Consider the following 25,768-nt stretch of genomic DNA (forward strand, 5'->3'; position numbering starts at 1 on the left):
CTAGGCACATCGTAACCCTCCACCCTGCGGCGTCACCGGCGCCGCGCCCTCCCGCGCGGAGGTTCACAGAACCGATCCCATGCCCGACCTGCTTCTTGAACTCTTCTCCGAGGAAATCCCGGCCCGCATGCAGGCGCAAGCGGCGGAGACGCTGCGCAAGCTCGTCACCGACGCTTTGGTGGAGCGCGGTCTGCTGTACGAAGGCGCGAAGGCTTTTGTGACACCGCGCCGCCTCGCCCTTGCCGTCCACGGCCTGCCGGGCCGCCAGAGCGACACCCGCGAAGAGAAGAAGGGGCCGCGCGTCGGCGCGCCGGAGGGGGCGATCCAGGGCTTCCTGAAAAGCGCCGGCCTGTCCTCCATCGATCAGGCCAGCATCCAGAGCGATCCCAAGAAGGGCGACTTCTACGTCGCGGTGGTGGAGCGGCCGGGCCGGCCGACGACCGAGGTGATCGCCGAGATCGTACCGCAGATCGTGCGCAGCTTCCCTTGGCCGAAGTCCATGCGCTGGGGCTCGGGCAGCTTGCGCTGGGTGCGTCCGCTGCATTCCATCCTGTGCACCTTCGGCACCGAGGTGGAAGATCCCGAGGTGGTGCACTTCGAGATCGACGGCATCGTCTCCTCGGACATCACCTACGGCCACCGCTTCCTGGCGCCGGCCCCCATCAAGGTGCGTCGGCTGGAGGATTGGCTGTCCAAGCTTGAAGCCGCCAAAGTGGTCGCCGACCGCGACCGGCGCAAGGATATCATCCTTGCCGATGCCAAGGATCTGGCGTTGGTGCATGGGCTCGACCTGGTCGAGGATGAGGCGCTGCTGGAGGAAGTGGCGGGGCTGGTCGAATGGCCGGTGGTGCTCATCGGCGCGTTCGAGGAGGAATTCCTCTCGATCCCCGACGAGGTGATCCGCGCCACCATCCGCGCCAACCAGAAGTGCTTCGTGCTGAAGGACCCGAAGACCGGGTGCCTCGCCAACCGCTTCATCCTGATTTCCAACATCGCCGCGAGCGATGGCGGGGTCCAGATCGTGGCTGGCAACGGCCGGGTGATCCGGGCCCGGCTCTCGGATGCGAAATTCTTCTGGGATACCGACCGCAGGGGGACCCTGGAAGGCCGGCTCGGCAAGTTCGATTCCGTCACCTTCCATGAAAGGCTCGGCAGCCAGGGTGCCCGCATCGCCCGTATCGCCCGCCTCGCGCAGGAGATCGCGCCGCAGGTCGGCGCCGATCCCACGCTGGCGGAGCGTGCCGCGCGGGTGGCCAAGGCGGACCTGCTGACCGAAGTGGTCGGCGAATTCCCGGAACTTCAAGGCCTCATGGGCCGCTATTATGCCGAAGGCGAGGGTCTACCGGCGGAGATCGCGACCGCCAGCGAAGACCATTACAAGCCGCAAGGCCCATCGGATCGCGTGCCGACCGCGCCGGTGTCCATCGCGGTGGCGCTGGCCGACAAGATCGACACGCTGGTGGGCTTCTGGGTCATCGACGAGAAGCCGACGGGCTCCAAGGACCCTTATGCATTGCGCCGGGCGGCTTTGGGTGTGATCCGCATCGTGCTCGAAAATGACCTCAGCCTGCCGCTGTTGCCGCTGCTCGTCTCGGCCACCCGGCCGATTTTGGGCGAGGCGAATTACGCGAGCCACCCCCATGACGTATTCCGCGTCGGCGCGCTGGCCGACAAGGTGGTCAGCGACATGCTGCAGGGCCTCGCCCGGCGACTCCTGAAGCTGGCGCCCGGCGCGGATGCGCAGACCACAGAGAGGGCCGAGGGGCAGACCTTGTCCGGCGACGTGGCGCACGACTTGCTGGGTTTCTTTGCCGAGCGCCTGAAAGTGCACATGCGCGAGCGCGGTGCTCGCCACGATCTGGTGGACGCGGTATTCGGCCTCGAAAACCAAGACGATCTGCTCCTCATCGTGCGCCGCGTGGAGGCATTGCAGCGCTTCCTGGAGACCGAGGACGGCAAGACCCTGCTCGCCGGCTATCGCCGCGCGGTCAACATCCTGCGCATTGAAGAAAAGAAGGACGGCGAGCGCTACGAAGGGCCTGCCGACGCCCGATTCCTTGTGGAGCCCGCGGAGGAGCGTCTCGCAGCGATGATCGAAACGGTGAAGCCGCAGGTGGTGGAGGCGGTGGCGCGGGAGGATTACGGCGCCGCCATGGCCGCTCTCGCCCACCTGCGCGGGCCGGTCGACACCTTCTTCGAGGCGGTGACAGTGAACGCGAGCGAGCCGCAATTGCGCATCAACCGCCTCAAGCTGCTGGATGAAATCCGCGCCTCAACGCGTGCAATCGCCGATTTTGACCGGATCGAGGGGTAATTCCCCAGCCTGTTGGGTTCGGGTCATCCCCCCAATACCATCGAATGCCGCCGCGCCCTGCGTAATGCAGCAGCGCGGCGGTTGTGCGTTAGCGGCATTGTTTCGATTCGTCTTCCCGTCTTAAGAGAAGCCTGTGTTTTCGCCTCTAGTTGTCGTGCGTAATAATGGCGTCTGCGCTGGTATGACTTTGGCATTTACACATAAGTTATAGGTTTTAATCGGCGTTAATAGAAGTAAATAACATATTCTTATTGTCCTTTAGGGAAATCTTCATCGCCGCCTGTCACGGTCACCCAGGGTTGGGTTGAGTAATGGGTGAGCGTAGCGATGACCGATGCCTATCGGCCTAGGGTGAAATACGTGATTGGGCCCGACGGGAGCCCGCTGACCATCGCGGATCTGCCGCCGCCGGACACCCGACGCTGGGTGATACGGCGCAAGGCGGAGGTGGTGGCGGCGGTGCGCGGCGGGCTCATCAGTCTGGAAGAGGCGTGTAAGCGCTATACGCTTACGGTGGACGAGTTCCTGTCGTGGCAGGCCTCCATCGACCAGCACGGGCTACCCGGCCTGCGCACCACGCGCATCCAGCATTATCGCAATTAGAGCGGCAATCAGGTCTGCGGCGTGAGCGTTGCGATGAAGTCCGCGAGGCGTGCGCCGCAGACCTCGGGCGGGCCGACATTTTCAAGAACGAGGTCCGGCTGCAGATCGATCTGCGGTGCTCGCTCCAGACGCTCGCGGATGTCTTCCTCCGCCTCGCGGCCGCGGGCGGCAAGGCGTGCGGCGCGCACCGCCACGGGTGCCGTCACATGCACCACGAACAGGCGTGAAAAACGCTGGCGTGCCAGCGGCAATGTTGCACGCGAGCCATTGGCGACCACGACATCGCCGGCTCGAATCTGCGCGGTGACCTCCGGCCCCAGGGCATAGGACAGCCCGTGTGCCTGCCAGGACAGGGCGAATTCATCGTACCGGGCGGCGAACTCATCAAGGCTCAAGGTGCCGTGCGCCTCACCCGAACCCGCCGGACGGGTGACAAGCCGGCGGGCAAAATGCACCCGGCCATTCACCGCGAGATGGGCGCGGGCGATATCCAGCAGCGTGTCCTTGCCGGCCCCGGAGGGGCCGACCACCAGGACCAATGGACCCGGGCCGATGGGAAGGGCATGTTTTAGGACAGCGTGCTCGTTCAGGCTCATGCCACGCGCCGTCCTTCGCGCCACACGGCAGTTGCAACCGGCAGTTCCCCGGCAAGCCGCACGCGGATGAGGTCGGCCCGCTTACCAGGTGCGATTTCGCCACGGTCCGTCAACCCCGCAGCGGCTGCGGGCGTGCGGGTGACCATGGAAACGGCTCGCGGCAAGGTGATCTGGCTTTCGCGCTGGGTCAAATCGAAGGCGGCCCACAACAGGCTTGAAGGCACATAATCCGAGGACAGGATGTCGAGCAAGCCCGCCTGCGCCAGGGATTGAGCCGAGACGTTGCCCGTGTGCGAGCCACCGCGCACCAGATTGGGCGCCCCCATCAGCACGCGGATGCCGGCAGCATGCGAGAGGCGCGCCGCATCATGCGTGGTGGGGAATTCGGCGATGGCAACGCCATCGCCGATGGCCTCCTCCACATGGGCATCGGTGCCATCGTCATGCGAGGCGAGCACGATGCCCCGATCGCGTGCGATGGCGACGAGGCTGGCGCGATTTTCGCGCGAGAAACGGGAATGAAATTCAAGGCGCGCGGCGACGATGAGGTCCATCTCTTCGTCGGTGATGCCGCTCTTCTTCTTATAATAGCTGCGGAACTGCTCGATGGTGGCAAACTGGCGCTGGCCGGGCGTGTGGTCCATCAACGAGATGAGACGCACGTCATGGGCCTCCATGATGGCCTGCGCCTCCTCGACTACCGTATCGGTCGCCACCTCGCAGCGCAGATGGATGAGATGATCGGCGCGCAGGGCCCCGGCGGAACGTGCCTCGGCGAGGGCCGTGGCGAGCATGGGCGCGTCGCCGTCCATACCGACGGCTCTGCGGTCGGGCCACACCCGCAGGGAATCGAACACGGTGGTGATGCCCGAGGCCGCGATCTGCGCATCATGGGCCAGCACGGCCGCGACCGGGTTCCAGCGCACCTTGGGCCGGGGCGCGAGATGGCCTTCCACATGGTCCGTGTGCAGCTCTACGAGGCCGGGCAGAAGGTAGTCGCCTTCCAGATCCTCCGCGCCTGAGGGTATTGCGCCTGTGCCGATGTCAAGGATGCGCCCGTCGCGCACCCGGATATGGCCGTTGAGAATCTCGTCGGCCAGGACGACCTGGGCGTTGGCGAAAACGATCTCGGAACCGGAGGGGCGGGGCTCGGACATGGCAGGCCTTTTTCAAAAGTCTTATTGCGGCGCACCACCTCGGCGGCCGAAGGGAGGGAAGCCGCGCTTCAGTGCGCGGCGGAGAATCCGGAGACGTCCACCACCTGATCGGCGATTGCCTCGCGCACCTCTCCATCGTGGAAGATGCCGAGCATGCCGATGCCGGCGGCCTTCTTCTCGCGGATCAGTTCGATCACAACGGCGCGGTTGGCGGCATCGAGGGATGCGGTGGGTTCGTCCAGCAGCAGCAGTTCCTGCGCGCCGATGAAGCCGCGGGCGATGTTCACCCGCTGCTGCTCGCCGCCGGAAAAGGTCGCCGGCGGCAGGCCCCACAGCCTTTCGGGCAGATTGAGGCGGGCGAGCAAAGTGCGGGCTCGCGCCTGGGCGGTCTCGGCGTCCACGCCCTCGGTGCGCAGCGGCTCGGCCACAACATCAAGGGTGGAGACGCGTGGAATGACCCGCAGGAATTGGCTGACATAGCCGATGCGGTCGCGCCGCAGGCGCAGCATCCGCCGGGGCGCGGCCCGCGCGACATCCACCTGCGCGGTGCCGTCTGCGATCAGGATGGATCCCGCATCTGTGCGGTAATTGCCGAATACCATCTTCAGGATCGAGCTTTTGCCAGCGCCGGAGGGGCCGCCGAGGGCGACGCAGGTGCCGGCGTGCACCTCGAAGCTCACGCCTTCCACCACCGGCAGGCGCATGCCGTCGCGCAAGTGCAGGGTGAAGGCCTTGGAGAGGCCGCTGACCTTAAGCAGGGGCAGGGCGGGGGCGGCGAATTGTTCGCCGTGAGCTGTGGGGGAAATATGGGTGTTCATGTGCATCCCTATGCCGCCAACACCGAAGAAACGAGGAGCTGGGTGTAAGGCTCACGTGGATCGTCGAGTACCTGGTCGGTCAGCCCTTCTTCGATCACCTGGCCGTGGCGCATCACCAGGATGCGGTGGGAGAGCAGTCGGGCGACTGCAAGGTCATGGGTCACGATCACCACTGCGAGGCCGAGGTCGGCCACCAGCGAGCGCACCAGATCCAGCAGACGTGCCTGCACCGACACATCTAGCCCGCCGGTTGGTTCGTCCATGAACACGAGGCGCGGGCGGGTGACGAGATTGCGAGCGATCTGAAGCCGCTGGCGCATGCCGCCGGAGAAGGTGCGGGGATCGTCGTCCATGCGATCGCGGGCGATTTCCACCCGGTCGAGCCAATCGCCGGCCTCGTCGCGAATCTCCCCGTAATGACGCCAGCCGACCGCCATTAGCCGTTCGCCCACATTGCCGCCCGCCGAGACCGCCATGCGCAGCCCCTGTTCGGCATGCTGGCGCACGAAGCCCCAATCGGTGCGCAGCAGCAGCCGGCGCTCGGCTTCTGAGAGAGCGGCGAGATCGCGCAGCACGCCATCCCGCATGCGGTAAGAAACCGCTCCGGCGCTGGGCGCAAGCTCGGTGGAGAGGAGGCCGAGCAGAGTGGATTTGCCCGAGCCGGATTCCCCGACGATGGCCACCACCTCGCCTGCGTGGACATCGAGATCAACGTCACGACAGCCGAGCCGGGCGCCGTAGAATTTGGTCAGCCCGCGCGCCGATAGGAGCGGCTGATCCTGGTCCGCAAACTGGCTCATGCATCCTCTCCCGCAAGCTCGATATGGAAGCTGACGCCGTGGCGTTGGAAGCCAAGCTGCTCGTAGAAGACGTGGGCGCGCTCGCGCTTCTGGTTGGAGGAGAGCACCAGCTTGTAGCAGCCCTTTTGCGCCGCGTGCGCCATGGCGACCCGCATCATCTCGCGGCCGATCCCGGCGCCTTGCATGCCGGGATCCACCAGCACGTCCTCCACGATCGCAGAGGGCGCGCCGAGGTGGCCGAGATTGTCCATGATGAGCAGCGCGAAGGTGCCGACCACCGTGCCGCCGGCCTCGGCGACATAGAGCTTGTAATCGGGATATTGGGCGAAGCGGCGGAACAGCACTTGGGCTTCATCAAGCGGCAGCATGGCGCCGTCGTCCATGCCCGGCTGGGCATAAAGCGCCAGCACCGCCGGAAGGTCTGCCTCTCCCGCGTGGCGGATGGTCAGGGTGGGGGCGAGGGTAAGGCTCACGTGGCATCCTCCGCCGCGCGCGCCGATCCGACGTCAACGGGCACGCCCAGTTCGCCCACATGGCCGGTGTCCCGCCGGTCAGCGCAATAATCTGTGTCGGAACACACGAACATGCGCCCGCCTTTATCGTCGAGCACCACCTCGTCGAGATAGACGCCCCTCGCCCCGCAGAGCGCGCACGGCTTGGCGAAATGCTGGACCGTGAAGGGATGGTCCTTGAAATCCAGCGATACCACGCGCGTGTGCGGCGGAATGGCATAGATGCGCTGCTCACGCCCGGCACCGAAGAGCTGAAGCGCCGGGCTGTCGTTGAGCTTGGGATTGTCGAACTTCGGGATCGGGGAGGGGTCCATCACATAGCGGCCGGCGACCGCGACCGGATAGGCATAGGTGGTCGCGATATGGCCGTGGCGGGCGATGTCCTCATAGAGCTTCACATGCATCAGCCCGTAATCGGCGAGGCCATGCAGCTTGCGGGTCTCGCTCTCGCGCGGTTCGAGGAAGCGCAGCGGCTCGGGGATCGGCACCTGATAGACCAATACCTGTCCTTCGTGCAGCGGCGTTTCCGGCACGCGGTGGCGGGTCTGGATGATGGTGGCATCCTCAGTGCGGGTGGTGGTTGCGACCCCGGCCGTGCTCTGAAAGAAGCTGCGGATGGCAACGGCGTTGGTAGTGTCGTCCGAGCCCTGGTCGATGACCTTCAGCACATCGTCCGGCCCGAGGATGGAAGCCGTCACCTGCACACCGCCGGTGCCCCAGCCGTAGGGCATTGGCATTTCGCGGCTGGCGAATGGCACCTGATAGCCGGGAATGGCGATGGCCTTCAGGATCGCCCGGCGGATCATCCGCTTGGTCTGTTCGTCGAGATACGCGAAATTATAGGTGATGGCCGGCATCTGGCTCATTCCGCCGCCTCCGCATGTTCAGCCTGCGTGCTCTCGTCCGAAGCGTGCGCGGCGCGCATCCGGCGCACCAGATCCAGCTCGGCCTGGAAATCCACATAATGCGGCAGCTTCAGATGCTCGACGAAGCCGGTCGCTTGCACATTGTCCGAATGGGACAGCACGAATTCCGCATCCTGGGCGGGGGCGGATTTCTCCTCGCCCAATTCAGCGTAACGCAGCGCCCGTTCCACCAGGGCCATGGACATGGCCTTGCGCTCGCTCTGGCCGAACACAAGGCCATAACCGCGTGTGAATTGCGGCGGCACCTGCGCTGAACCATGGAACTGCGTTACCATCTGGCATTCGGTGAGGGTGATTTCGCCAAGGGGAACGACAAAGCCGAGTTCCTCGACGAACATGCTCACCTCCACCTCGCCCATACGCACTTCGCCGACGAAGGGATGGGTGCGGGCATAGCCGCGCTGGGTGGAATAGCCGAGTGCCAGCAGGAAGCCTTCATCGCCCCGTGCCAGATTCTGCAGCCGCACCGAACGGTCGGCGGGGAAGGTCAGCGGCTCGCGGGTGATGTCGCCGGGCTCGGTGCCGTCGTCGGGAGGCGACGCCTCGATCAGGCCCTCGTCGCCCAGCAGGTCGGTGACGCGCGCCATGGCCACCGGCGGCACGGGGGGCGTCACCGAGGGCGCCACCGGTTTCGCGCCGGCCTCATCTGCCGGCGCGGCCGCGAAGGTCGCAAGGGTCGGATCCAGCAGCCGGTGGGTATAGTCGAAGGTGGGGCCGAGCACCTGCCCGCCGGGCAGATCCTTGAAGGTGGCGGAAACCCTCCGGCGCACCCGCATGGGGCCGGTTTCCACCGGCTGCGCATAGCCGAAACGGGGCAAGGTGGTGCGGAAGGCGCGCACCAGGAAGATGGCCTCGATCATGTCGCCACGCGCCTGCTTAAGCGCGAGGGCGGCAAGGTCGCGGTCATAGAGGCAACCCTCGGCCATGATCCGATCGACGGCCAAAGTGAGTTGTTGGGAAATCTGGTCGATGCCGATTTCGGGCACGCCGGGATTGCCGCGCCGAGTCTCGGCGAGCAGCGCGTGGGCGTTGCGGATGGCGGCTTCACCGCCCTTGACGGCAACATACATGGCTCAGGCCTCCGCGATGACGCGCGCCGAACGCGGGAGGCCAAGAATGGCTCCTGGCGCGACGAGGATGAGGTCAACACCCAGCGGGAAGATCTGCCGGTTGGCGGCGAGCCGGTCGGCGAAGTCCACCGGCAAAGGCGCGGCGGCAAAGCCCACACTGGTCTCGATCCCCGGTCCTTCCAGCAGGATCGGCCCTTCGCCAAGAGACTCCACCTGGACCACCAAGGTGGTCGACCGGTCCGGATAATCCGGCTCGCCCAGTGCGAATTGCGAAAAGGCCGGCATGGCTGCACCGTCCGCGATCAGCGCGAAGCGCGCGGCAGCAGGCGTATGCACCAGAGGGGCGGAGGTGTGAAAGCGCAGGAATGCCGCCGCTGCCGGCGCAGCGGCCAGGGATGGGTCGAGCCAGAGCGGGGTCTCGTAATCCAGCAAGGCCAGGGCGATAGCGGCCATCTCCGGAGAGAGCGGCGCGGGCGGGGAAAGGCGGCTCACAAGCGGGATCGCGCGGCCGGGGCGGGCCAGCGCCCACATCACGGCCTTGAACACGTCTTGGGCCTCGCGGGGGGCATCTGCGAAGCCGGAAGCCAGTGCGGTCGCCGGCATCAATCTTCTCCACGGACCATGGTGAAGAAATTCACCTTCGTGGCTTCGGTCTTCGCAGCCCCTTGCGTCACTTCATCGTCAAGGCGGTGGCGTACAGGGGAAAGGGCCTGTTCGACTGCGCCACGCAGCGCCTCGTCCTGCCATAGTGCATCGAGGATGGCGGCGGCGCGGGCGCGCTCCGGTTCGCGTCCGAGCATATAGGAGACCCCCGTGGCACCCGCTTCCAGTTGCACCGCCGCGCGGGTCACCGTCGCTTCGCCGAGGTTGAAGGGCGAACCGTCGCCGCCGACGCGCCCGCGCAGCATGGCGAGGCCGACATCTGGGGTTCGCAGCTCGCGCAATGGCGGAAGAGGAGCGAATCGCTCGATCGCGGCCTCCAATTCCTCCTGGGTTGCGCGGGACAGGAGGCGCATCACCTCTATCCGGCGGGCATTTGGGTCGGGATTTTCATGCATTGCGCTTGTCCTCAGGGGCAAGATTGCTGCGCTATCCGCCTTTGGGAGGTACCGTGTGATGTCACTGGACGGAATTTGTATAATCAAATATACAAATAGGCAAGACACGCTGGCAAAGCGCGCGCAAAAATGATGGGAACGGTCACGACCATGGACGAACTAGGTCACGCTGGAATGACGGAAGTGGACGATGCCGATGTGAAGCGCGGCTCGGGTATCGCCTTATGGAAGCAAATCGCGGAGCGACTGCAGGGCGAGATAAATGCCGGGCTGTTTCCCGCCGGCGCGCGCCTGCCCGTGGAGGCCGATCTCGCACTGCGGTTCGGCGTCAACCGTCACACGGTGCGGCGCGCGCTTGCCGTGCTGTCCGAGCGGGGAATGATCGAGGCGACGGCGGGGCGCGGCACATTCGTCAAGGAGCCGCCGCTCCGGTATCCCATCGGTACGCGGACTCGTTTCTCCGAGATCGTTTCCGCCAACGGGCGCGAGCCCTTCGGGCGGTGTCTCGGCGCGGTGGTCGAACCGGCAAACCGCGAGGTGGCGCAGGCCCTGGAGATCCCCGAAGGGACGCCCGTGCTCGCCATAGAGACAATCCACGAGGCGGACGGGGTGCCCATCTCGTGCGGGCGGGCCTATTTCCCCGAAGCGCGCTGCCGCGACCTCGACCTTGTCTATGCCGCCACCGGATCTCTGACGCGCGCGCTGGCTACGCTCGGCATCCTCGATTTTCGACGTCGCGAGACTCGCCTGTCTGCCCGGCCGGCAAATGAAAGCGAGCAGGAACGTCTGTCGCTGAGTCCGGGACGCGCTGTGATGGTGGTCGAGCGGGTGGATGTGGAGGCCAATGGCACGCCCCTGCAATGGGGCCGCTCCAGCTTCGCAGCTGACCGCGTGCAACTCGTCATCAAACCCTGAGGGCTCATGTCCAAAGTCGAAAGCCGCGAAGCGCTGCGTCAGCTCTACAAGCCCGCGCATGGCCGCTCGGTGGCTAAGGAAATCCACCTTCTGGACCGCCATTGCCGCGATTTCATTGCGCTGAGCCCGTTCGTCCTGCTGGCGAGCGGCGGCTCGGACGGCTTCATGGATGTGTCGCCGTGCGGCGACCATCCCGGTTTTGTCGTGGTAGAGGATGACACCACCCTGTTGCTGCCCGATCGGCCGGGCAACAACCGCCTCGACAGCCTCGAAAATATTCTCGAGCGCCCCGGTGTCGGCTTGCTCTTTCTCATTCCCGGCGTGGACGAGACCTTGCGTGTCAACGGGCGGGCGGAAATCCATGCCAGTGCAGAGTTGAACGCGCGCTTTGCGGTGGCTGGGAAAGTGCCGGCGAGCGTTCTGCGGGTTCACGTGCAATCAGCCTATCTGCACTGCGCCAAATCGCTCATGCGGTCGGCTCTCTGGAGCGCGGAAGCCAAGGTTGCGCGCTCGGCGCTGCCAACCATGGGGGAGATGCTCAAGGACCACGCCCGCCTTGAAGCGCCTGCCGAGACGCAGGAAGAGATGCTTCAGCGCTACAAATCGGTGCTGTACTAAGCGAACGCGCCCACACGCTTGTCTAGGCCGCCCGGACGTGGGAGCCATGCCTGGGGCGACGCGCGGAGGCCGATGAGCGATGGACATGGTTCTGGTGGGCGGCGGCCTTGCCAACGTGCTGCTCGCCCTGAGGCTCAGGCAGGCCCGGCCGGATCTAAGGCTCGCCATTCTGGAGGCAGGCCCGCGCATCGGCGGCAACCATACCTGGTCGTTCCACGAGACCGACGTAACCCCGGCTCAATTTGAGTTTCTCGCCCCCCTGCTTACCGCGCGGTGGCGCGGCCACAGCGTCCGCTTCCCCGCACGCCGCCGTGCGTTGGAGGGGGCCTATGCTTCCATCGCATCCCACAAGCTGGAAGCGATCGCCCATGCGGCGCTCGGTTCGGCGCTGCGCACCAACGCAAGGGTGGCGGTGCTGCATGCCGACCATGTGGTTCTGAAGGGCGGAGAGACAATTCACGCCCGTGCGGTGGTGGACGGTCGCGGGCCGGGAGAGAGCGCCCACCTGGACCTCGGCTATCAAAAATTCCTCGGCCTGGAGGTACGCCTTGCCGCGCCTCACGGGCTGAGCGGCCCGGTCATCATGGACGCCACCGTGTCCCAGCTCGACGGGTATCGCTTCGTCTATTTGCTGCCTTTCACCGCCGATACGGTGCTGATCGAGGACACCTATTATGCCGACGGCCCCGGTCTCGATCCCGGTGCGCTGCGCGCCCGCATCCTGGCCTATGCGCACGCCCAGGGATGGCACGTGGAGGAGGTGATCCGCGAAGAAGAGGGGGTCTTGCCCATCGCGCTCGGCGGAAATCTTGCCGCCTTCTGGAACGCCGGGACGCAAGGCGTGGTGCGCAGCGGGCTGCGTGCGGCGCTGTTCCACCCCACCACAGGTTATTCGCTGCCCGATGCCATGGCGCTGGCGGACATGGTTGCAGAAAGCCCGGATATCTCCGGCCCGGCGCTTGCCGAGCGGGTGCGGCAACATGCCTTCGCCACCTGGGAGCGGCGCGGCTATTTCCGCCTGCTCAACCGCATGCTGTTCCGCGCCGCCGCGCCCGACCAGCGCTATACCATTCTTCAGCGTTTCTATGGCCTTCCGGAACCCTTGATCGCCCGCTTCTACGCCGGGCGCCTGACCCTGGCCGACAAGGCGCGCATTCTCACCGGCCGCCCGCCGGTGCCGCTCGGCGCGGCGCTGCGTTGTCTGCCGGAGCGCACTTGAGCCGGCCGCGCCCGCCTCCTCCCAAAGCTGCGATATGCAATTCTCCACAAGATGCTGTATCGCAGGCGCGAAACGGTTCCACCGAGTGAGAAGCCGCCGCGTGAAATCGGCGAAGTGAAACACGGATCCCGCGTGCCATGATGCTGACGAAGACGCACCCCAACGGCCACCGCAAGGCGGCGGTCATCGGCTCAGGCTTCGGCGGTCTCTCGCTGGCGATCCGATTGCAGGCCGCAGGTTTCGACACCACGCTCTACGAGAAGCGCGATAAGCCCGGTGGCCGTGCCTATGTCTATGAGGATCAGGGCTTTGTGTTCGACGGCGGGCCGACCGTCATCACCGATCCGAGTGCCCTCGAAGAGCTGTTCGCCATCGCCGGGCGCAAGCTCTCCGATTATGTGGAGCTGATATCCATCTCGCCGTTCTATCGGTTGCTATGGAGCGACGGCTATCAGTTCGACTATGTGAACGACCAAGAGGGGCTGGACCGGCAGATCGCCGCCAAGTCCCCGGTCGATGTCGAGGGTTACCGACGCTTCCTCGCCTATTCGAAGGCGGTGTTTGAGGAGGGCTATCTCAAGCTTGGCGCAGTGCCATTCCTGTCCTTCAAGGACATGATCCGCGCGGCGCCCCAGTTGATGCGGCTGGAGGCCTGGAAGAGCGTCTATTCCATGGTGTCGCGCTTCATCAAGGATGAGCAATTGCGCGAGGCCTTCTCGTTTCATTCCTTACTGGTCGGCGGCAACCCGTTCGCCACCTCCTCCATCTACGCGCTGATCCACGCTTTGGAGCGCAAATGGGGCGTGTTCTTCCCACGCGGCGGCACCGGCGCGCTGGTGCAGGGCATGGTGCGCCTGTTCGAGGATCTCGGCGGCACGCTGCGCCTGTCCGCGCCCGTCGATGAGATATTGGTTGAGAATGGCCGTGCCACCGGCGTGCGCATGGCCGACGGCAGCGTGACGAAATTCGATCTCGTCGCCTCCAATGCAGACGTGGTGCACACCTATGCCAAGCTGCTGCGCAATACGCCGCGCGGCAAGGCCGAGGGCAAAAGGCTTGGCAAGATGCGCCACTCCATGTCGCTGTTCGTGATCTACTTCGGCACGAAACGCACCTATCCGCACCTCCAGCACCATACCGTGCTGTTCGGGCCTCGCTATCGCGGACTGATCGACGACATCTTCGCCGGTCCCGATCTGCCGGAGGATTTCTCGCTCTATCTGCACGCGCCAACGGTGAGCGATCCAAGCCTTGCGCCGGAAGGCTGCACCGGCTTCTACGTGCTCTCGCCCGTGCCCCATCTCGGCAAGGCGCAGATCGATTGGGATGTTGAAGGCCCGAAATATCGTGACCGCATCCTTGATTATCTGGAAGCGCGCCTCCTGCCGGGCCTCAAGGAGGATCTGGTGACGAGCCGCATCCTCACCCCCTTCGGCTTCCGCGACGAACTCAACGCGCACATGGGATCGGCATTCTCCGTAGAGCCTCTGCTGACCCAATCGGCGTGGTTCCGCCCGCACAATCGCGATGACAAGATTCCCAATCTCTATATCGTCGGCGCCGGTACCCATCCGGGCGCCGGGGTTCCAGGCGTGGTCGGTTCGGCAAAGGCGACGGCAGGCCTGATCATTGCCGATTTCCCCTCCATCTCCATGGACAGGAGCAAGGCGTGAGTGAAGTCCTCACCGCCAGCGAAGCAGCCATCGCGAAGGGCTCCAAGAGCTTCGCGGCTGCCGCCAAGCTGTTCGACCCGCGCACACGTGCGGACGCCGTCATGCTCTACGCTTGGTGCCGCCATTGCGACGACGTGGTGGATGGGCAGGTTCTCGGCCATGGCCGGGTGGCGGAGAGCATGAGCGCGCAAGCGCGTCTCGACGGGCTTTATGAGGAGACCCACCGGGCCTATCGCGGACTGCCGACCACCCACCCAGCCTTTGCCGCCTTTGCCGAGGTGATCCGCCGCAATGCGATTCCCGAGCGCTATCCCCTCGACCTCCTTGAGGGCTTCCGCATGGATGTGGAAGACCGCAAATACGAGACGATCAAGGACACGCTCTCCTATTGCTATCATGTGGCGGGCGTGGTCGGGGTGATGATGGCGCTTATCATGGGCGCGCGCGAGGAGGAGGTGCTGCACCGCGCCTGCGACCTCGGCCTTGCGTTTCAGCTCACCAATATCTCCCGCGACGTGGTGGAAGATGCCGGCATCGGCCGGGTGTATCTGCCGGCCGAGTGGCTGCGCGCCGTCGGTGTCGAACCCGACGCCGTGGCGCTGCCGGCCAACCGCCAGAAGGTGGCGGATGTGGTGGCGCGGCTGCTGGATCTGGCCGAACCTTATTATGAGTCCGCCTTGATCGGCGTGCGAGCGCTGCCGTTCCGTTCTGCCTGCGCGATCACGACCGCACGGGCGGTGTATCGCGCCATCGGAACCAAGGTGCGCGCGGCAGGCCCACTTGCCTGGGATGAGCGGCGTTCCACCACCAAGGGTGAGAAGATTGCGTTCGCGGCCTCAGGCGCGGTGCAGGCTGCTCTATCTCGCCTCGCATCCCCCACCGCGCCGCGCTCCGCGACGCTCTGGACTCGTCCGGCATGACGTCCCTTCATTTCGCAGTGGTCGCCCCACCGCTCTCGGGGCATTTCAATCCGCTGGTGGCTCTGTCGCGCGATCTCGTCGCCCGTGGCCATCGCGTCACATTCTTCCACATGGCGGACGCAGCCGAGATGGTGCGCGGGACACCGGTGGGTTTCTGCGCTGTAGGGTTGGAAAGTCATCCGAAGGGCGCGCTCAAGGCGCATCTCCATAAGCTCGCCAACCCCACCGGGCCGCTCGGCCTGCTCGGCGTGATCCGCGACACCGCCGATATTACCGACATGCTTTGTCGCGATCTCCCCGCTGCCTTCCGCGCCGAAGGAATCGATGCGGTGATCGCGGACCAGACGGAAGCCGCCGGTGCGCTGGTGGCACGGCATCTCAAACTGCCCTTCGTCTCCACCGCCACCGCATTGCCGCTCAATCGCGAAATCGGCCTACCGCCGCCGTTCGTGGACTGGCCCTATGATCCCACCGACAAGGGCCGCTGGTGGAGCGAAGGCGGCTGGCGGGTGACCGATTTCCTTATGAAGCCCATGGCCAAGGTGGTGGCGCGCCATGCGGCGTCGTTCGACCTCGACCCGTTGGCGGACCAAGGATTTTCGCCTCTGCTTCAGGTCGCGCAGTGCGTGAAGGGTCTCGACTTCCCGCGCGCCGAACTGCCCGCCGCCTTCCACTATTGCGGCCCGTTCCGCACATCGGAAGCCGAGGCGGTCCTCGATTTTGACCTCCACGGCGACGGGCGTCCGCTGGTGTTCTGTTCCCTTGGCACGTTGCAGGGCGCGCGGGCGGATCTGTTCCAGGCGGTGGCAATGGCGGCGCAGAAGTTGAACGTGCGCCTTGTGCTCGCCCATGGCGGGCTGTTGAGCGATGAGGCGGCACGTGCGCTGCCGGGCGATCCCATCGTGCGGGCCTTCGTGCCACAAAGGCAGGTGCTCGCCCATTGCAAGGCGGCAGTGATCCATGCGGGGTTCAACACCGTGATGGATGCACTTTCCTTCGGGGTGCCGCTGGTCGCCATGCCGATTGCGTTCGAGCAGCCGGGGATTTCCGCGCGCCTGGTCTATTGCGGTGTCGCGCGCATCTTCCCCGCCAAGAAAGCTTCGGCGGCGCGGGTGCAGGAAGCGCTGGAGCTGGTCCTATCGGATCCTGCCTACGCCATCGCCGCGCGGCGCATCCAGGGCGAGATCGCGCAGAGCGGCGGTGTGACCGAAGCGGCGGACCTGATCCTCGGGGCGGTCGAGTCACTGCGCGGCTGAGATCCGTGCCCCTATTCGCATCTCATGCGCTTATAGCCGCTATCGTCGGCCGTTCGGATACCGGCGCAGGCCTTGGTGCCGGCGGGAAGCGCGAATTCCCTAATCTCCCTCGTGCCCTTGTATCGGCAAATCAGAAATGCCGGCCGGCCGGTCCGGTCGAGGCCGCTCCAAGTGTCGCGCTTGCCGGTTTGCTCAGGGGCGAGGTCGACCATCTCCTCGGGCGGGCCATCGAACACCGAGACCGCTCCTAGCGTTTGGCTGTGCAGGTGCGAGGGACATTCCACGGCGCTCAAAGCCGCGCCGCTCGCGCTCACCAGGATCGCGAGGGAAAGACACGTGCGCCACATCAATGCCCGCTCCTGTCCGGCCCGCGCGCTGCCGGAAATGGCCGTTGGCAAGCATGATGCGCCTTATATGCGTGAACTCACCCTCGCGCCATGGTCAGCGCCCTGTGCGCCACCCGAGGGATTTTTAAGCGCCTTGTCAGGCCGGTGTAATATTGTGCAGGGAATATGGAAATCACTCTGCCGCAGCTTCGAAATATGGTGTCAAAGCACACCAGCGGGGTGCGGTTGCTGGAGAGGTGGGCGAGAGTCGCTCACCAGCGGCACGGTGGCACCTTCTGTAGATTATCAGGTCGATTGATTGGAGTGTGACGTATCATGCGGGTGCGTGCGAAGTTTTTAGGTATCGCGGCCGGGCTGCTATGCCTTACGGCTCTTTCCACTCTCGCCGAGGCCCAGCAGGCGCCGCCGGGGAGCTATCTGTACACCTGCCAAAAGGCGCGTGTCTCCAACGGGATGCTCACGGCTTTCTGTCGCAACCAACTTGGCGTTTCTGTTCCCGCGTTCCTCATGTTGCCGGGGTGCGTGCCGGGCTCCGACATCGCCAATTCGAATGGGACGCTCACCTGCCAAGTGAGGAATGGTGGCGGCCCTGGTTACCCACCAGGCCCCGGTCGCAACCCCGGACCTGGCTATAACCCTGGCCCCGGCTACCCTCCTGGACCTGGCTACAATCCCGGCCCCGGGTACAACCCGGGCGGCCGCGGGCCGTCGCCGCTGCCACAGGGCTCCTATATGGCCTCGTGCCGGGACATCAACATGGCCGGCGGCACCTTGAACGCCCTCTGCCGGGATGAACGTGGGCGGTGGCGCGAAACCAGCATTTTCCCGAATTTTTGCAGAGGCCGGGATATCGCCAACATAAATGGGCAGTTCGCCTGCCGCTAAATCCGACGCACGCATGACCCGATCAGCTTGTGGTGCGAGCTGATCGGCATGTGCTCACGATACAGGAGCGAACATGCCGATGTTTGGAAGGCTTTTCTCTGCCGCGTTCTTGCTCGTCGCCTGTGTTGCGGGGCCGGCCGCCGCACAGGTTCGGCAGGGCAGCTATCTTGCGACCTGCGTGAATGTGCGTGAGGAGGCTGGATGGCTAAAGGCGACCTGCCAGAACGGATATGGTGGCTGGGCCGAGGCAAGCACGGTTCCGGGCTGGTGCTCGCTCGGCAGCGACATCGCGAACGAGAATGGGCGTCTCGTCTGCAAGGCGGCCTCCGCCGGATTTGGCGGCCCGTCCGCGTCATCCAGCTATGGCGAAAAGATTCCGTCCGGCTCCTATATGGCCACGTGCCGGGAGGTCCGGATGGTGGCGGGCTGGCTGAAGGCAAGCTGCCAGGATTCGCGCGGGCGCTGGGTGGATGCCACGACTGCGGCAAGCTGGTGCAGCGCTGGTCGTGATATCGCCAATATAGACGGGCGGCTCACTTGCCGGTGAGGGGCATCGGGACTCGACACTCATTCCATGAGCATGAATGCCCCCTCTCCCCCAGGGAGAGAGGATAGAGGCGAGAGCTCAGCCGGCGGGCCTCTGTAGCGACCGCTGCGAATCTGTTCCGTGCGGCTCGCCCCCTCACCCGCCCGCTGCGCGGTCGACCTCGCCCCCCGGGGAGAGGTGAGGGCCAAGGCCTGGCACCGATGACGGTGGAAATCCCGCCCGTTCCCCCTCTCCCCGAGGGGGAGAGGGTTGGGGTGAGGGGAGGTGAATGCCGCGCTCCGAAGATGAACAGGTCCGCCGTGCCGGTCGCATCCCTCCCTGACCCTCCCCCGCAAGTGGGAGAGGGGGACCGGGGGCGAGAGGGGATCAGGCGCGGCGGCTGCTCAGCGGCGCAGGGCCTTCACGTCGCGAACGGCGCCGCGCGCGGCGGAGGTGGTGAGCGCCGCATAGGCCTGGAGCGCCTGGGAGACCACGCGGGTCCGCGTCGCCGGCTTCCAGGCGGCATCGCCCTTCGCTTCCATGGCGGCGCGGCGATGGGCGAGCACCTCGTCCGAAACCGCCAGATGAATGCGGCGGTTGGGGATGTCGATCTCGATGATATCGCCTTCTTCCACAAGCCCGATGGCACCGCCCTCGGCCGCTTCCGGGGAGACGTGGCCGATGGACAGGCCCGAGGAGCCTCCCGAGAAACGCCCGTCGGTGACTAGCGCGCAAACCTTTCCGAGGCCCTTCGACTTCAGATAGGAGGTCGGATAGAGCATCTCCTGCATGCCGGGTCCGCCGCGCGGCCCCTCATAGCGGATCAGTACGATATCGCCGGCGACAATGCGCTGCGAGGCGAGGATTGCCTCCACAGCCGCGTCCTGGCTCTCGAAGATGCGCGCGGGACCGGAGAAGGTGAGCGAGGCGGCATCGACTCCCGCCGTTTTCACGATCGAGCCTTCTTCCGCGATGTTGCCGTACAGCACCGCAAGGCCGCCATCCTTCGAATAGGCATGAGCAGCATCGCGGATCACGCCGCTTTCCCGGTCGGTATCGAGGTCGTCCCAGCGGCGCGCCTGGCTGAAGGCGACCTGGGTCGGTACGCCGCCGGGGGCAGCGCGATAGAAGGTCTGCACACTCTCCGAGCTGGTGCGCTTCACATCCCAGCGATCCAGGGCATCGCCGAGGGTCGGCGCATGCACCGTGCCCTGGTCGGAATGAAGCAGGCCGGCGCGGTCGAGTTCGCCGAGGATGGCCATGATGCCGCCGGCGCGGTGCACGTCTTCCATATGGATATTGGCGACGGCGGGCGCGACCTTGCACAGCACCGGAACGCCCCGCGAGAGGCGGTCTATGTCGGCCATGGTGAACGGCACCTCGCCCTCATTGGCCGCGGCGAGCAGGTGCAGCACCGTATTGGTGGAGCCGCCCATGGAGATATCCAGCGTCATGGCATTCTCGAATGCCTTGAAGGTCGCGATCTTGCGCGGCAGCACGCGCTCGTCGTCCTGCTCGTAATAGCGGCGGGCGAGATCGACGATCAGGTGGCCGGCTTCCACGAACAGGCGCTCGCGGTCGGCATGGGTCGCCAGCACCGAGCCATTGCCCGGCAGGGCGAGACCGAGGGCCTCCGTGAGACAGTTCATGGAATTCGCCGTGAACATGCCCGAGCAGGACCCGCAGGTGGGGCATGCGGACCGCTCCATCACCTTCACATCTTCGTCGGACACGCGAGAATCCGCGGCCGCGACCATCGCGTCGATCAGATCCACCTTCCGCTCGCCGGTGGAGAGGATCACCTTGCCGGCCTCCATGGGGCCGCCGGAGACGAACACCGCGGGGATGTTGAGGCGCATGGCGGCCATCAGCATGCCGGGCGTGATCTTGTCGCAATTGGAGATGCACACCATGGCGTCGGCGCAGTGCGCGTTGACCATATATTCCACGCTGTCGGCGATGATCTCGCGCGAGGGCAGTGAATAGAGCATGCCGTCATGGCCCATGGCGATGCCGTCATCCACCGCGATGGTGTTGAATTCCTTTGCAACACCGCCCGCCTTTTCGATCTCCCGCGCCACCAACTGGCCGAGATCCTTCAGGTGAACATGGCCGGGGACGAACTGGGTGAAGGAATTGACCACTGCGATGATGGGCTTGCCGAAATCGCCGTCCTTCATGCCAGTGGCGCGCCACAGGCCCCGGGCGCCGGCCATATTGCGGCCGTGGGTGGAGGTGCGGGAACGATAGGCGGGCATGTCCTCTTACCTTTTATATCAGCGACAGGGGTAACCTGCGCAACATTGTGACGGTTCTCTTAGAGCGAATTTAGGCTGAACGGAATCGTTTCCGTGCAGGAGCTGCCCGATAGGCCATGCGCCCAGGGCATCAATGCCTGCTTTTTCCGGACCGAGGGAACGTAAGGCCTCCCTGGCCGTTGTCTATGCAAGCTCACCGAGACGAAGGGAATATCTCATGGGTAGCACTGGCGACAAGATCAAGGGCACCGCAAACGAAGCCATCGGCAATGCCAAGCAGGGCATTGGCAAGGCGGTCGGCAATGATCGCCTTCAGGTCGAGGGCAAGGTGCAGGAAATCAAGGGTGAAGGCCAGCAGGCCGTGGGCAAGGCTAAGGATGCGGTGAAGGGCACCGTCAACCGCAACCTCTGAGCTTTTGTTTGAATGACCGCGGGCGGTCGGGCGATGTCGTCCGGCCGCCCACATTTTTGTGACACGACGAGATAGGGTGGTCTCGGCGTGAAAAATCAGGTGAGAGCGGTGGCGTTCTCTTGCAGCACGGCGCCTGCCAGATAGAGCGAACCGGCGATCAGCACACGTGGCGGCGGCACCAATGGGAAAGCTGCGAGGCTGTCCAGGGCCGTCCCCACATCGCGTGCCACCGAACTGGACATGCCAAGCGTGGCGGCAGCGGCTGCGACCTCGTCCGGAGCGAGGCCCTTGTGCTCGCCCGGCACTGGCACGGCGATGACTTCGCGAACGAGTCCGGCGAACGGCGCGAGGAAGGCGGCGATGTCCTTGGAGCCGAGCATGCCAACCACCATGATCAGAGGTCGGGCATAGCGCTCTTCCAGTTCGGCCAGGGCGCTCGCCAGCGCCGCGCCGCCGGCGGCATTGTGTCCGCCGTCCAACCAGACTTCCACGTCCGCCGGGGCGCGCGCGGCGAGCGGGCCCGGGGCGAGGCGCTGCAGCCGTGCCGGCCATTCTGCCGCCTTGAGGCCGGATTCGAGGGCGGCGGCAGGGATGCCCAATTGCGGCAATGCCCGCAAGGTTGCGACCGCAAGTCCCGCATTGTCGATCTGATGCGCGCCCATGAGGCGCGGCCGCGGCAGATCCAGCAACCCGGCCTCGTCGGAATAGACCAGGCGGCCTGCTTCCTCATGGACCGTCCAATGCTGGCCGCGCACGAACACTGGCGCGAGGTTGCGAGCCGCTGCGCGCTCGATCACGTCGAGGGCTTCATCCGGCTGCGCCGCGACGATCACCGGCGACCGGCGCTTAATGATGCCGGCTTTTTCTCCCGCGATCTGCTCGAGTGTCGGGCCGAGAAAATCCACATGGTCGATGGACAATGGTGTGATGACGCTGGCCAAGGGTGCATCGACGACATTCGTGGCGTCCAGGCGACCACCGAGACCGACCTCGAGCAGCAACACATCGGCGGCCACCTGGGCGAACAATACGAAAGCTGCCGCCGTGGTGATCTCGAACAGCGTGATGGGCTGGCCGGCATTGGCGCTCTCGACCTTGTCGAGCGCGTCCGAAAGGGCCCCATCGCTGACCAGGACGCCGGCAAGGCGGATGCGTTCATTGAAGCGCACCAAATGGGGCGAGGTATAGACGTGCACACGCTTGCCCGCCGCCTCCAGCGCCGCGCGCAGGAAGGCGATGGTGGATCCCTTGCCATTGGTGCCGGCCACATGGATGACCGGCGGCAGGCGCAGCTCGGGGTGGTCGAGGGCGGCAAGGAGGCGGTGGACCCGGTCCAGCGAAAGATCAATCCGCTGGGGATGGAGTGCCGCAAGGCGCTCCAGGATTGCGTCGGGTCCGCCGGCGGGGCGGGGGAGGGACATTGGAAGCTACCCCTGCGCGGCTGCGGCCGCGCGGCGGAAAGATCGGGCGGGCATCAAGCGGCGGCAGGACGCGGCAGGCGCCCTTGGGGGGGGGCGGCCGGCGCCTTTACCAGGATGCGGCAGATCCGTCCCAGTGTCTCTCGCATCTGGTGACGATGCACCACCATGTCGATCATGCCGTGCTCGCGCAGATATTCGGCGCGCTGGAAGCCGTCTGGCAGCTTCTCGCGGATGGTCTGCTCGATCACTCGCGGCCCGGCAAAGCCGATCAGGGCGCCGGGCTCTGAGATCTGAATGTCGCCCAGCATGGCGTAGGAGGCTGTAACGCCGCCTGTGGTGGGGTTGGTGAGAACCACGATGTACGGCTTCTTGGCCTCACGTAATTCCTGGATCGCGACCGTGGTGCGCGGCATCTGCATGAGGGAGAGGATGCCTTCCTGCATGCGCGCGCCGCCCGAGGCGGCGAACATGATAAAGGGCGTGCCCTTCTCGGCCGCTGTCTGCAGACCTTTCACCACAGCCTCGCCTGCGGCCATGCCGAGCGAGCCGCCCATGAAACCGAAATCTTGCACCGCGATTGTGACCGGGAGCGCTTGCAGCAGGCCGGTCGCAACCTTTACGGCATCCTGCATGCCGGTCTTGGTGCGGGCATCCTTCAGTCGGTCGGCATAGCGCCGCTCGTCGCGGAACTTCAGCGGATCGATGGCGACCTCGGGGAGGGCAACTTCTTCATAGGCCCCGTCGTCGAAGGTGGCCTTCAAGCGGCGCACCGCATCCATTCGCATGTGATAGCCGGAGCCCGGGATCACATACAGATTGGCTTCCAGATCCTTGTGGAACACCATCTGCCCGGTTTCCGGACACTTCACCCACAGATTCTCTGGTACCTCCCGGCGCGCCAGGAAATCTCGGATCTTCGGGCGGACGACGTTGGAAATCCAATTCAAGGAGGATGCTCCGGCTGTGGCGTGCTCCATGTAATACCGAGCGCGCGGTAACGGAAGTGCGGTTGTGCAGCGCCGCGCAAACGCCGGCGCGTAGCCATCATCGCCTCATCCCAGCCTTAGGGCTTGGGCGCCCATGGTGGCGAAACCACGGCAAGGTCCAATTATTCCGTAAGGGAAATAGAATATGTACGAGATTTTATTTTTACGAAGTATCCTAAGCTGACAATCTGAATTTTTGATTCAATTCTGGCAAATTTATAATATCAACATCATTTTTAGATAGTTATTTGTGGAATTATTTGATTTTAATATATAAAAATTGCCTGACTGATATGGAAAATTTCGATTTTTCCTGCTTTATGGATATTTTTTGTACCGTTAATTTTCAGAGAGTATCGTTTGTTCAGCTACGGTGTGGCGGGTAAGAAAATGAAAGGCTTGGCGACGGCAAACTCGGCCGCCGCATTACCGGAATAAATCCGCCCACCTTCCAGGGTGAGTTTCTTTACGGGCGCGCCCTCCTTCAGGTCCAGATCCGCGAGTGGGACCCAGAACGCATTTGGGCTGGTGGAAGAATCGAAAAAATAGACCTTGTTCTTTTGGTCCGCGACCGAGCGCCAGAGGGAAGAGGAAATGTTGGGCTGGTTCGGCGTGGTAATGCCGAGCGGCACGCCGACGCTGCGCATCACCCCAAGCACGCTGAGCGCGGCTTGATTGGCGAAGCTCTGCCCCGGCACCGCCGAGATGAAGCGCGGATCGGCCTGCTTCGGCACCGCGTGGATCAGGAATGAGGCGCGGGCGAAGCGATCGGAGGCGCGGTTGGTGCCAGGCAGGAAGGTCAGCCCGCCGATCTCCTCCCAATAGGCGTTGAGCGCCAATTGCTGATCGAAGGTCGGGGAGTTGGTCATCACCTGATACTGCTTGCCGTGGTGAATGACGAGCTTCCCGCCGATATACTCGAAAATCGCTGAATCTCCGCTGGCATCGGAAAGCGCAAGGTGGAGCTGCGCCGGCACGCCATTGGGCAGTACCGGCGCGACGATGTGGAATGGCTCCTTCTCCAACGCCGCAACCGCGTCCGAGACGGTGCCGAACATGTCCAGCACATACTGCGCCCAAAGGGAGATGGACATGGGCGGCTTGCCGGTGTCCTGCCCGTAGTCGGATTTGTCGAGATACAGCAGGTTCACCACCAGACCCGCCTCATTGATGCCGTCAGCGGTGCCGACATCATAGCTTGAGGCAATGAGGCTGCCGTATTTGGAGACCCATTTTGGCGCGGTGGGGCCAGCCGCACCGTCGCGCGCCATCCCCTTGGGAAACACCCAAAGATTGGTGCGCATATCCTCGGCCCAGTCCATAGACCGGCCGGTGATGACCATGCCGTCCGCGCCGGTATAAAGCGCGCGCGTGCAGGCGCTGGCGGGAGCTGCTGCCAGTGAGGCGCCCGCGAGCAGAGCGGCAATGAAGCGGGTGGTGCGCGAGCGGGCCATATCGATCCTCCCATTCGGATTGGGAAGAGCATTGAATGGTATGGGCCGCCAGCGCCATGAGGTGGATCAAGATCCGGGCGTATGAAGAACCCGGCGGCTCGATCACGGTATTGCTATCGGCCTCCTGCGGCGTGGACGCGATCCGACTGACTGATGCCTATTCAGCGGTCCGGCGGCGCACACCACGCACCGCGCCGGCAAGCTCGCGAACCAATGCCTCCACATCGGCGACCGTGCCGGGGGTAGCGGCGCCGTTCTCGTCCAGCGAGGCGCGTACGACATCGACCAGCGCCGAACCCACCACCACCGCATCCGCACCTGCCGCGATGGCGGCCGCCTGGGCCGGGGTTTTCACCCCGAAGCCCACTGCCACCGGCAGGTCGGTGTGACCCTTGATGCGGGCTACGGCTGCGGAGACCAGATCAGCGTCCGGCGTCGCGGAGCCCGTGATGCCGGTGATTGAAACGTAATAGACAAAGCCTGCCGTGTGAGCGAGCACAGCCGGCAGGCGCTTGTCGTCCGTGGTCGGCGTTGCAAGGCGGATGAAGTCGAGCCCGGCAGCGAGCGCCGGAAGACATAGCTCGTCATCCTCCTCCGGCGGCAGATCAACCACGATCAGGCCATCCACGCCCGCTGCCTTAGCATCCTCAAGAAAGCGCGGGACGCCGTAGACATAGATGGGATTGAAATAGCCCATAAGAACGACAGGGGTCTTGTGGTCGCCTTCGCGGAACGCACGGACCATGCCGAGCGTCTTGGCGAGGGTCTGCCCGCCCTTGAGCGCCCGCAAACCGGCCGCCTGGATGGCAGGGCCATCCGCCATGGGATCGGTGAACGGCACGCCCAGCTCGATCAGGTCCGCGCCGGCCGCAGGCAGGGCTTTCAGCACCGCCAGCGAGGTTGCGGCATCGGGATCGCCCGCTGTGATGAAGGTGACGAGGCCGGGACGGCCCTCGGCGGCAAGATCGGCGAAGCGGGCGGTGATGCGGGTGGTCATGGTCCGTCTTTATTCTGTCTCCCCCGG

25 protein-coding genes are annotated in these 25,768 nt (G+C 64.9%); 10 read left to right on the plus strand and 15 right to left on the minus strand.

All coding sequences use genetic code 11. The annotated features are described in order from the left end of the window. Positions 1-79 precede the first annotated feature (79 nt). Together glyS and sciP are read left to right on the plus strand one after the other, a co-directional pair. A complete protein-coding gene (gene glyS / locus V5F77_RS16235; RefSeq protein ID WP_429006403.1) occupies positions 80-2,314 on the plus strand; it encodes a glycine--tRNA ligase subunit beta in 2,235 nt (744 codons plus the stop codon). Positions 2,315-2,641: 327 nt separating this feature from the next. Then, positions 2,642-2,917, plus strand: coding sequence for a CtrA inhibitor SciP (sciP, locus tag V5F77_RS16240; RefSeq protein WP_348847339.1), 276 nt, complete (start codon positions 2,642-2,644; stop codon positions 2,915-2,917). Between the two features lie 8 nt (positions 2,918-2,925). Here the strand turns inward: sciP and phnN are convergent, their stop codons facing one another. The 9 genes from phnN to phnG form a co-directional block, all read right to left on the minus strand. Continuing rightward, positions 2,926-3,513, minus strand: a complete 588-nt coding sequence (gene phnN, locus V5F77_RS16245; RefSeq protein ID WP_429006404.1) for a phosphonate metabolism protein/1,5-bisphosphokinase (PRPP-forming) PhnN — start codon at positions 3,511-3,513, stop codon at positions 2,926-2,928. Beyond that, on the minus strand, positions 3,510-4,670 hold the full coding sequence (locus V5F77_RS16250) for an alpha-D-ribose 1-methylphosphonate 5-triphosphate diphosphatase (protein ID WP_429006405.1): 1,161 nt from the start codon (positions 4,668-4,670) through the stop codon (positions 3,510-3,512). The genes phnN and V5F77_RS16250 overlap by 4 nt, the downstream gene beginning before the upstream one ends. Positions 4,671-4,738: 68 nt before the next feature. Further along, positions 4,739-5,488: a phosphonate C-P lyase system protein PhnL gene (gene phnL / locus V5F77_RS16255; RefSeq protein WP_429006406.1), complete on the minus strand. Its 750-nt coding sequence runs from the start codon at positions 5,486-5,488 to the stop codon at positions 4,739-4,741. An 8-nt stretch (positions 5,489-5,496) separates the two neighbouring features. Further along, complete coding sequence (gene phnK / locus V5F77_RS16260; RefSeq protein WP_429006407.1) at positions 5,497-6,288, minus strand: phosphonate C-P lyase system protein PhnK; 792 nt, start codon at positions 6,286-6,288, stop codon at positions 5,497-5,499. Continuing rightward, positions 6,285-6,761: a GNAT family N-acetyltransferase gene (locus V5F77_RS16265; RefSeq protein ID WP_429006408.1), complete on the minus strand. Its 477-nt coding sequence runs from the start codon at positions 6,759-6,761 to the stop codon at positions 6,285-6,287. The genes phnK and V5F77_RS16265 overlap by 4 nt, the downstream gene beginning before the upstream one ends. Next, positions 6,758-7,657: an alpha-D-ribose 1-methylphosphonate 5-phosphate C-P-lyase PhnJ gene (locus V5F77_RS16270; protein WP_429006464.1), complete on the minus strand. Its 900-nt coding sequence runs from the start codon at positions 7,655-7,657 to the stop codon at positions 6,758-6,760. Before V5F77_RS16270 ends, V5F77_RS16265 begins: the two co-directional genes overlap by 4 nt. A 5-nt stretch (positions 7,658-7,662) precedes the next feature. Beyond that, a complete protein-coding gene (locus tag V5F77_RS16275; RefSeq protein WP_429006409.1) occupies positions 7,663-8,796 on the minus strand; it encodes a carbon-phosphorus lyase complex subunit PhnI in 1,134 nt (377 codons plus the stop codon). A 3-nt stretch (positions 8,797-8,799) separates the two neighbouring features. Then, on the minus strand, positions 8,800-9,399 hold the full coding sequence (phnH, locus tag V5F77_RS16280) for a phosphonate C-P lyase system protein PhnH (protein WP_429006410.1): 600 nt from the start codon (positions 9,397-9,399) through the stop codon (positions 8,800-8,802). Next, positions 9,399-9,854, minus strand: coding sequence for a phosphonate C-P lyase system protein PhnG (gene phnG, locus V5F77_RS16285; protein WP_429006411.1), 456 nt, complete (start codon positions 9,852-9,854; stop codon positions 9,399-9,401). The genes phnH and phnG overlap by 1 nt, the downstream gene beginning before the upstream one ends. 150 nt (positions 9,855-10,004) lie before the next feature. Between phnG and phnF the strand changes: the two genes are divergently transcribed. From phnF to V5F77_RS16315, 6 genes are all read left to right on the plus strand, one after another. Next, entirely contained in the window at positions 10,005-10,769 is a 765-nt protein-coding gene (gene phnF / locus V5F77_RS16290; protein ID WP_429006412.1) for a phosphonate metabolism transcriptional regulator PhnF, read from the plus strand. A gap of 6 nt (positions 10,770-10,775) precedes the next feature. Further along, complete coding sequence (locus tag V5F77_RS16295; RefSeq protein ID WP_429006413.1) at positions 10,776-11,387, plus strand: pyridoxamine 5'-phosphate oxidase family protein; 612 nt, start codon at positions 10,776-10,778, stop codon at positions 11,385-11,387. Positions 11,388-11,466: 79 nt separating this feature from the next. Next, positions 11,467-12,606 carry a lycopene beta-cyclase CrtY gene (gene crtY, locus V5F77_RS16300; protein WP_429006414.1) on the plus strand — a complete coding sequence of 380 codons (1,140 nt, stop codon included), beginning with the start codon at positions 11,467-11,469 and terminating at the stop codon, positions 12,604-12,606. A 137-nt stretch (positions 12,607-12,743) separates the two neighbouring features. Next, the gene (locus tag V5F77_RS16305; RefSeq protein ID WP_429006415.1) at positions 12,744-14,279 is read left to right on the plus strand and encodes a phytoene desaturase; all 1,536 of its coding nucleotides are present in this window, start codon (positions 12,744-12,746) and stop codon (positions 14,277-14,279) included. Next, on the plus strand, positions 14,276-15,199 hold the full coding sequence (locus V5F77_RS16310) for a phytoene/squalene synthase family protein (protein WP_429006416.1): 924 nt from the start codon (positions 14,276-14,278) through the stop codon (positions 15,197-15,199). Before V5F77_RS16305 ends, V5F77_RS16310 begins: the two co-directional genes overlap by 4 nt. After that, on the plus strand, positions 15,196-16,455 hold the full coding sequence (locus V5F77_RS16315; protein WP_429006417.1) for a glycosyltransferase: 1,260 nt from the start codon (positions 15,196-15,198) through the stop codon (positions 16,453-16,455). The genes V5F77_RS16310 and V5F77_RS16315 overlap by 4 nt, the downstream gene beginning before the upstream one ends. 11 nt (positions 16,456-16,466) lie before the next feature. On the opposite strand, the gene V5F77_RS16320 is transcribed toward V5F77_RS16315, so the two are convergent. Further along, positions 16,467-16,802 carry an STY0301 family protein gene (locus tag V5F77_RS16320; protein WP_429006418.1) on the minus strand — a complete coding sequence of 112 codons (336 nt, stop codon included), beginning with the start codon at positions 16,800-16,802 and terminating at the stop codon, positions 16,467-16,469. 958 nt (positions 16,803-17,760) lie between these two features. Here V5F77_RS16320 and V5F77_RS16325 point away from each other — a divergent pair. Continuing rightward, positions 17,761-18,234 (plus strand): CVNH domain-containing protein, encoded by a 474-nt coding sequence (locus V5F77_RS16325; protein WP_429006419.1) that lies wholly within the window; start codon positions 17,761-17,763, stop codon positions 18,232-18,234. A gap of 383 nt (positions 18,235-18,617) precedes the next feature. Here the strand turns inward: V5F77_RS16325 and ilvD are convergent, their stop codons facing one another. Continuing rightward, positions 18,618-20,471 (minus strand): dihydroxy-acid dehydratase, encoded by a 1,854-nt coding sequence (ilvD, locus tag V5F77_RS16330; RefSeq protein WP_429006420.1) that lies wholly within the window; start codon positions 20,469-20,471, stop codon positions 18,618-18,620. 217 nt (positions 20,472-20,688) lie between these two features. On the opposite strand from ilvD, the gene V5F77_RS16335 reads away from it, so the two are divergent. Beyond that, complete coding sequence (locus tag V5F77_RS16335) at positions 20,689-20,883, plus strand: CsbD family protein (RefSeq protein WP_429006421.1); 195 nt, start codon at positions 20,689-20,691, stop codon at positions 20,881-20,883. A gap of 95 nt (positions 20,884-20,978) precedes the next feature. Here the strand turns inward: V5F77_RS16335 and V5F77_RS16340 are convergent, their stop codons facing one another. The 4 genes from V5F77_RS16340 to trpA form a co-directional block, all read right to left on the minus strand. After that, complete coding sequence (locus tag V5F77_RS16340; RefSeq protein ID WP_429006422.1) at positions 20,979-22,304, minus strand: bifunctional folylpolyglutamate synthase/dihydrofolate synthase; 1,326 nt, start codon at positions 22,302-22,304, stop codon at positions 20,979-20,981. Positions 22,305-22,357: 53 nt separating this feature from the next. Beyond that, positions 22,358-23,251, minus strand: a complete 894-nt coding sequence (accD, locus tag V5F77_RS16345; protein ID WP_429006423.1) for an acetyl-CoA carboxylase, carboxyltransferase subunit beta — start codon at positions 23,249-23,251, stop codon at positions 22,358-22,360. Positions 23,252-23,658: 407 nt separating this feature from the next. Next, a complete protein-coding gene (locus tag V5F77_RS16350) occupies positions 23,659-24,744 on the minus strand; it encodes a linear amide C-N hydrolase (RefSeq protein ID WP_429006424.1) in 1,086 nt (361 codons plus the stop codon). Between the two features lie 157 nt (positions 24,745-24,901). After that, entirely contained in the window at positions 24,902-25,741 is an 840-nt protein-coding gene (gene trpA / locus V5F77_RS16355; RefSeq protein ID WP_429006425.1) for a tryptophan synthase subunit alpha, read from the minus strand. Positions 25,742-25,768: the final 27 nt, after the last annotated feature.

This window comes from Roseixanthobacter psychrophilus (assembly GCF_043195195.1).
In the GTDB taxonomy this organism is placed as follows: domain Bacteria; phylum Pseudomonadota; class Alphaproteobacteria; order Rhizobiales; family Xanthobacteraceae; genus NCEH01.

Bases quoted from the DNA above. Each gene is read 5' to 3' on its own strand.
- V5F77_RS16315 (WP_429006417.1), top strand. From the start codon at position 15,196: ATGACGTCCCTTCATTTCGCAGTGGTCGCCCCACCGCTCTCGGGGCAT.
- phnG (WP_429006411.1), bottom strand. From the start codon at position 9,854: ATGCATGAAAATCCCGACCCAAATGCCCGCCGGATAGAGGTGATGCGC.
- V5F77_RS16270 (WP_429006464.1), bottom strand. From the start codon at position 7,657: ATGCCGGCCATCACCTATAATTTCGCGTATCTCGACGAACAGACCAAG.
- V5F77_RS16305 (WP_429006415.1), top strand. From the start codon at position 12,744: ATGATGCTGACGAAGACGCACCCCAACGGCCACCGCAAGGCGGCGGTC.
- phnF (WP_429006412.1), top strand. From the start codon at position 10,005: ATGGACGAACTAGGTCACGCTGGAATGACGGAAGTGGACGATGCCGAT.
- V5F77_RS16350 (WP_429006424.1), bottom strand. From the start codon at position 24,744: ATGGCCCGCTCGCGCACCACCCGCTTCATTGCCGCTCTGCTCGCGGGC.
- phnL (WP_429006406.1), bottom strand. From the start codon at position 5,488: ATGAACACCCATATTTCCCCCACAGCTCACGGCGAACAATTCGCCGCC.
- glyS (WP_429006403.1), top strand. From the start codon at position 80: ATGCCCGACCTGCTTCTTGAACTCTTCTCCGAGGAAATCCCGGCCCGC.
- V5F77_RS16325 (WP_429006419.1), top strand. From the start codon at position 17,761: ATGCCGATGTTTGGAAGGCTTTTCTCTGCCGCGTTCTTGCTCGTCGCC.
- V5F77_RS16275 (WP_429006409.1), bottom strand. From the start codon at position 8,796: ATGTATGTTGCCGTCAAGGGCGGTGAAGCCGCCATCCGCAACGCCCAC.
- V5F77_RS16340 (WP_429006422.1), bottom strand. From the start codon at position 22,304: ATGTCCCTCCCCCGCCCCGCCGGCGGACCCGACGCAATCCTGGAGCGC.
- ilvD (WP_429006420.1), bottom strand. From the start codon at position 20,471: ATGCCCGCCTATCGTTCCCGCACCTCCACCCACGGCCGCAATATGGCC.
- V5F77_RS16295 (WP_429006413.1), top strand. From the start codon at position 10,776: ATGTCCAAAGTCGAAAGCCGCGAAGCGCTGCGTCAGCTCTACAAGCCC.
- sciP (WP_348847339.1), top strand. From the start codon at position 2,642: ATGACCGATGCCTATCGGCCTAGGGTGAAATACGTGATTGGGCCCGAC.
- phnK (WP_429006407.1), bottom strand. From the start codon at position 6,288: ATGAGCCAGTTTGCGGACCAGGATCAGCCGCTCCTATCGGCGCGCGGG.
- V5F77_RS16335 (WP_429006421.1), top strand. From the start codon at position 20,689: ATGGGTAGCACTGGCGACAAGATCAAGGGCACCGCAAACGAAGCCATC.
- phnH (WP_429006410.1), bottom strand. From the start codon at position 9,399: ATGCCGGCGACCGCACTGGCTTCCGGCTTCGCAGATGCCCCCCGCGAG.
- phnN (WP_429006404.1), bottom strand. From the start codon at position 3,513: ATGAGCCTGAACGAGCACGCTGTCCTAAAACATGCCCTTCCCATCGGC.
- trpA (WP_429006425.1), bottom strand. From the start codon at position 25,741: ATGACCACCCGCATCACCGCCCGCTTCGCCGATCTTGCCGCCGAGGGC.
- crtY (WP_429006414.1), top strand. From the start codon at position 11,467: ATGGACATGGTTCTGGTGGGCGGCGGCCTTGCCAACGTGCTGCTCGCC.
- V5F77_RS16320 (WP_429006418.1), bottom strand. From the start codon at position 16,802: ATGTGGCGCACGTGTCTTTCCCTCGCGATCCTGGTGAGCGCGAGCGGC.
- V5F77_RS16250 (WP_429006405.1), bottom strand. From the start codon at position 4,670: ATGTCCGAGCCCCGCCCCTCCGGTTCCGAGATCGTTTTCGCCAACGCC.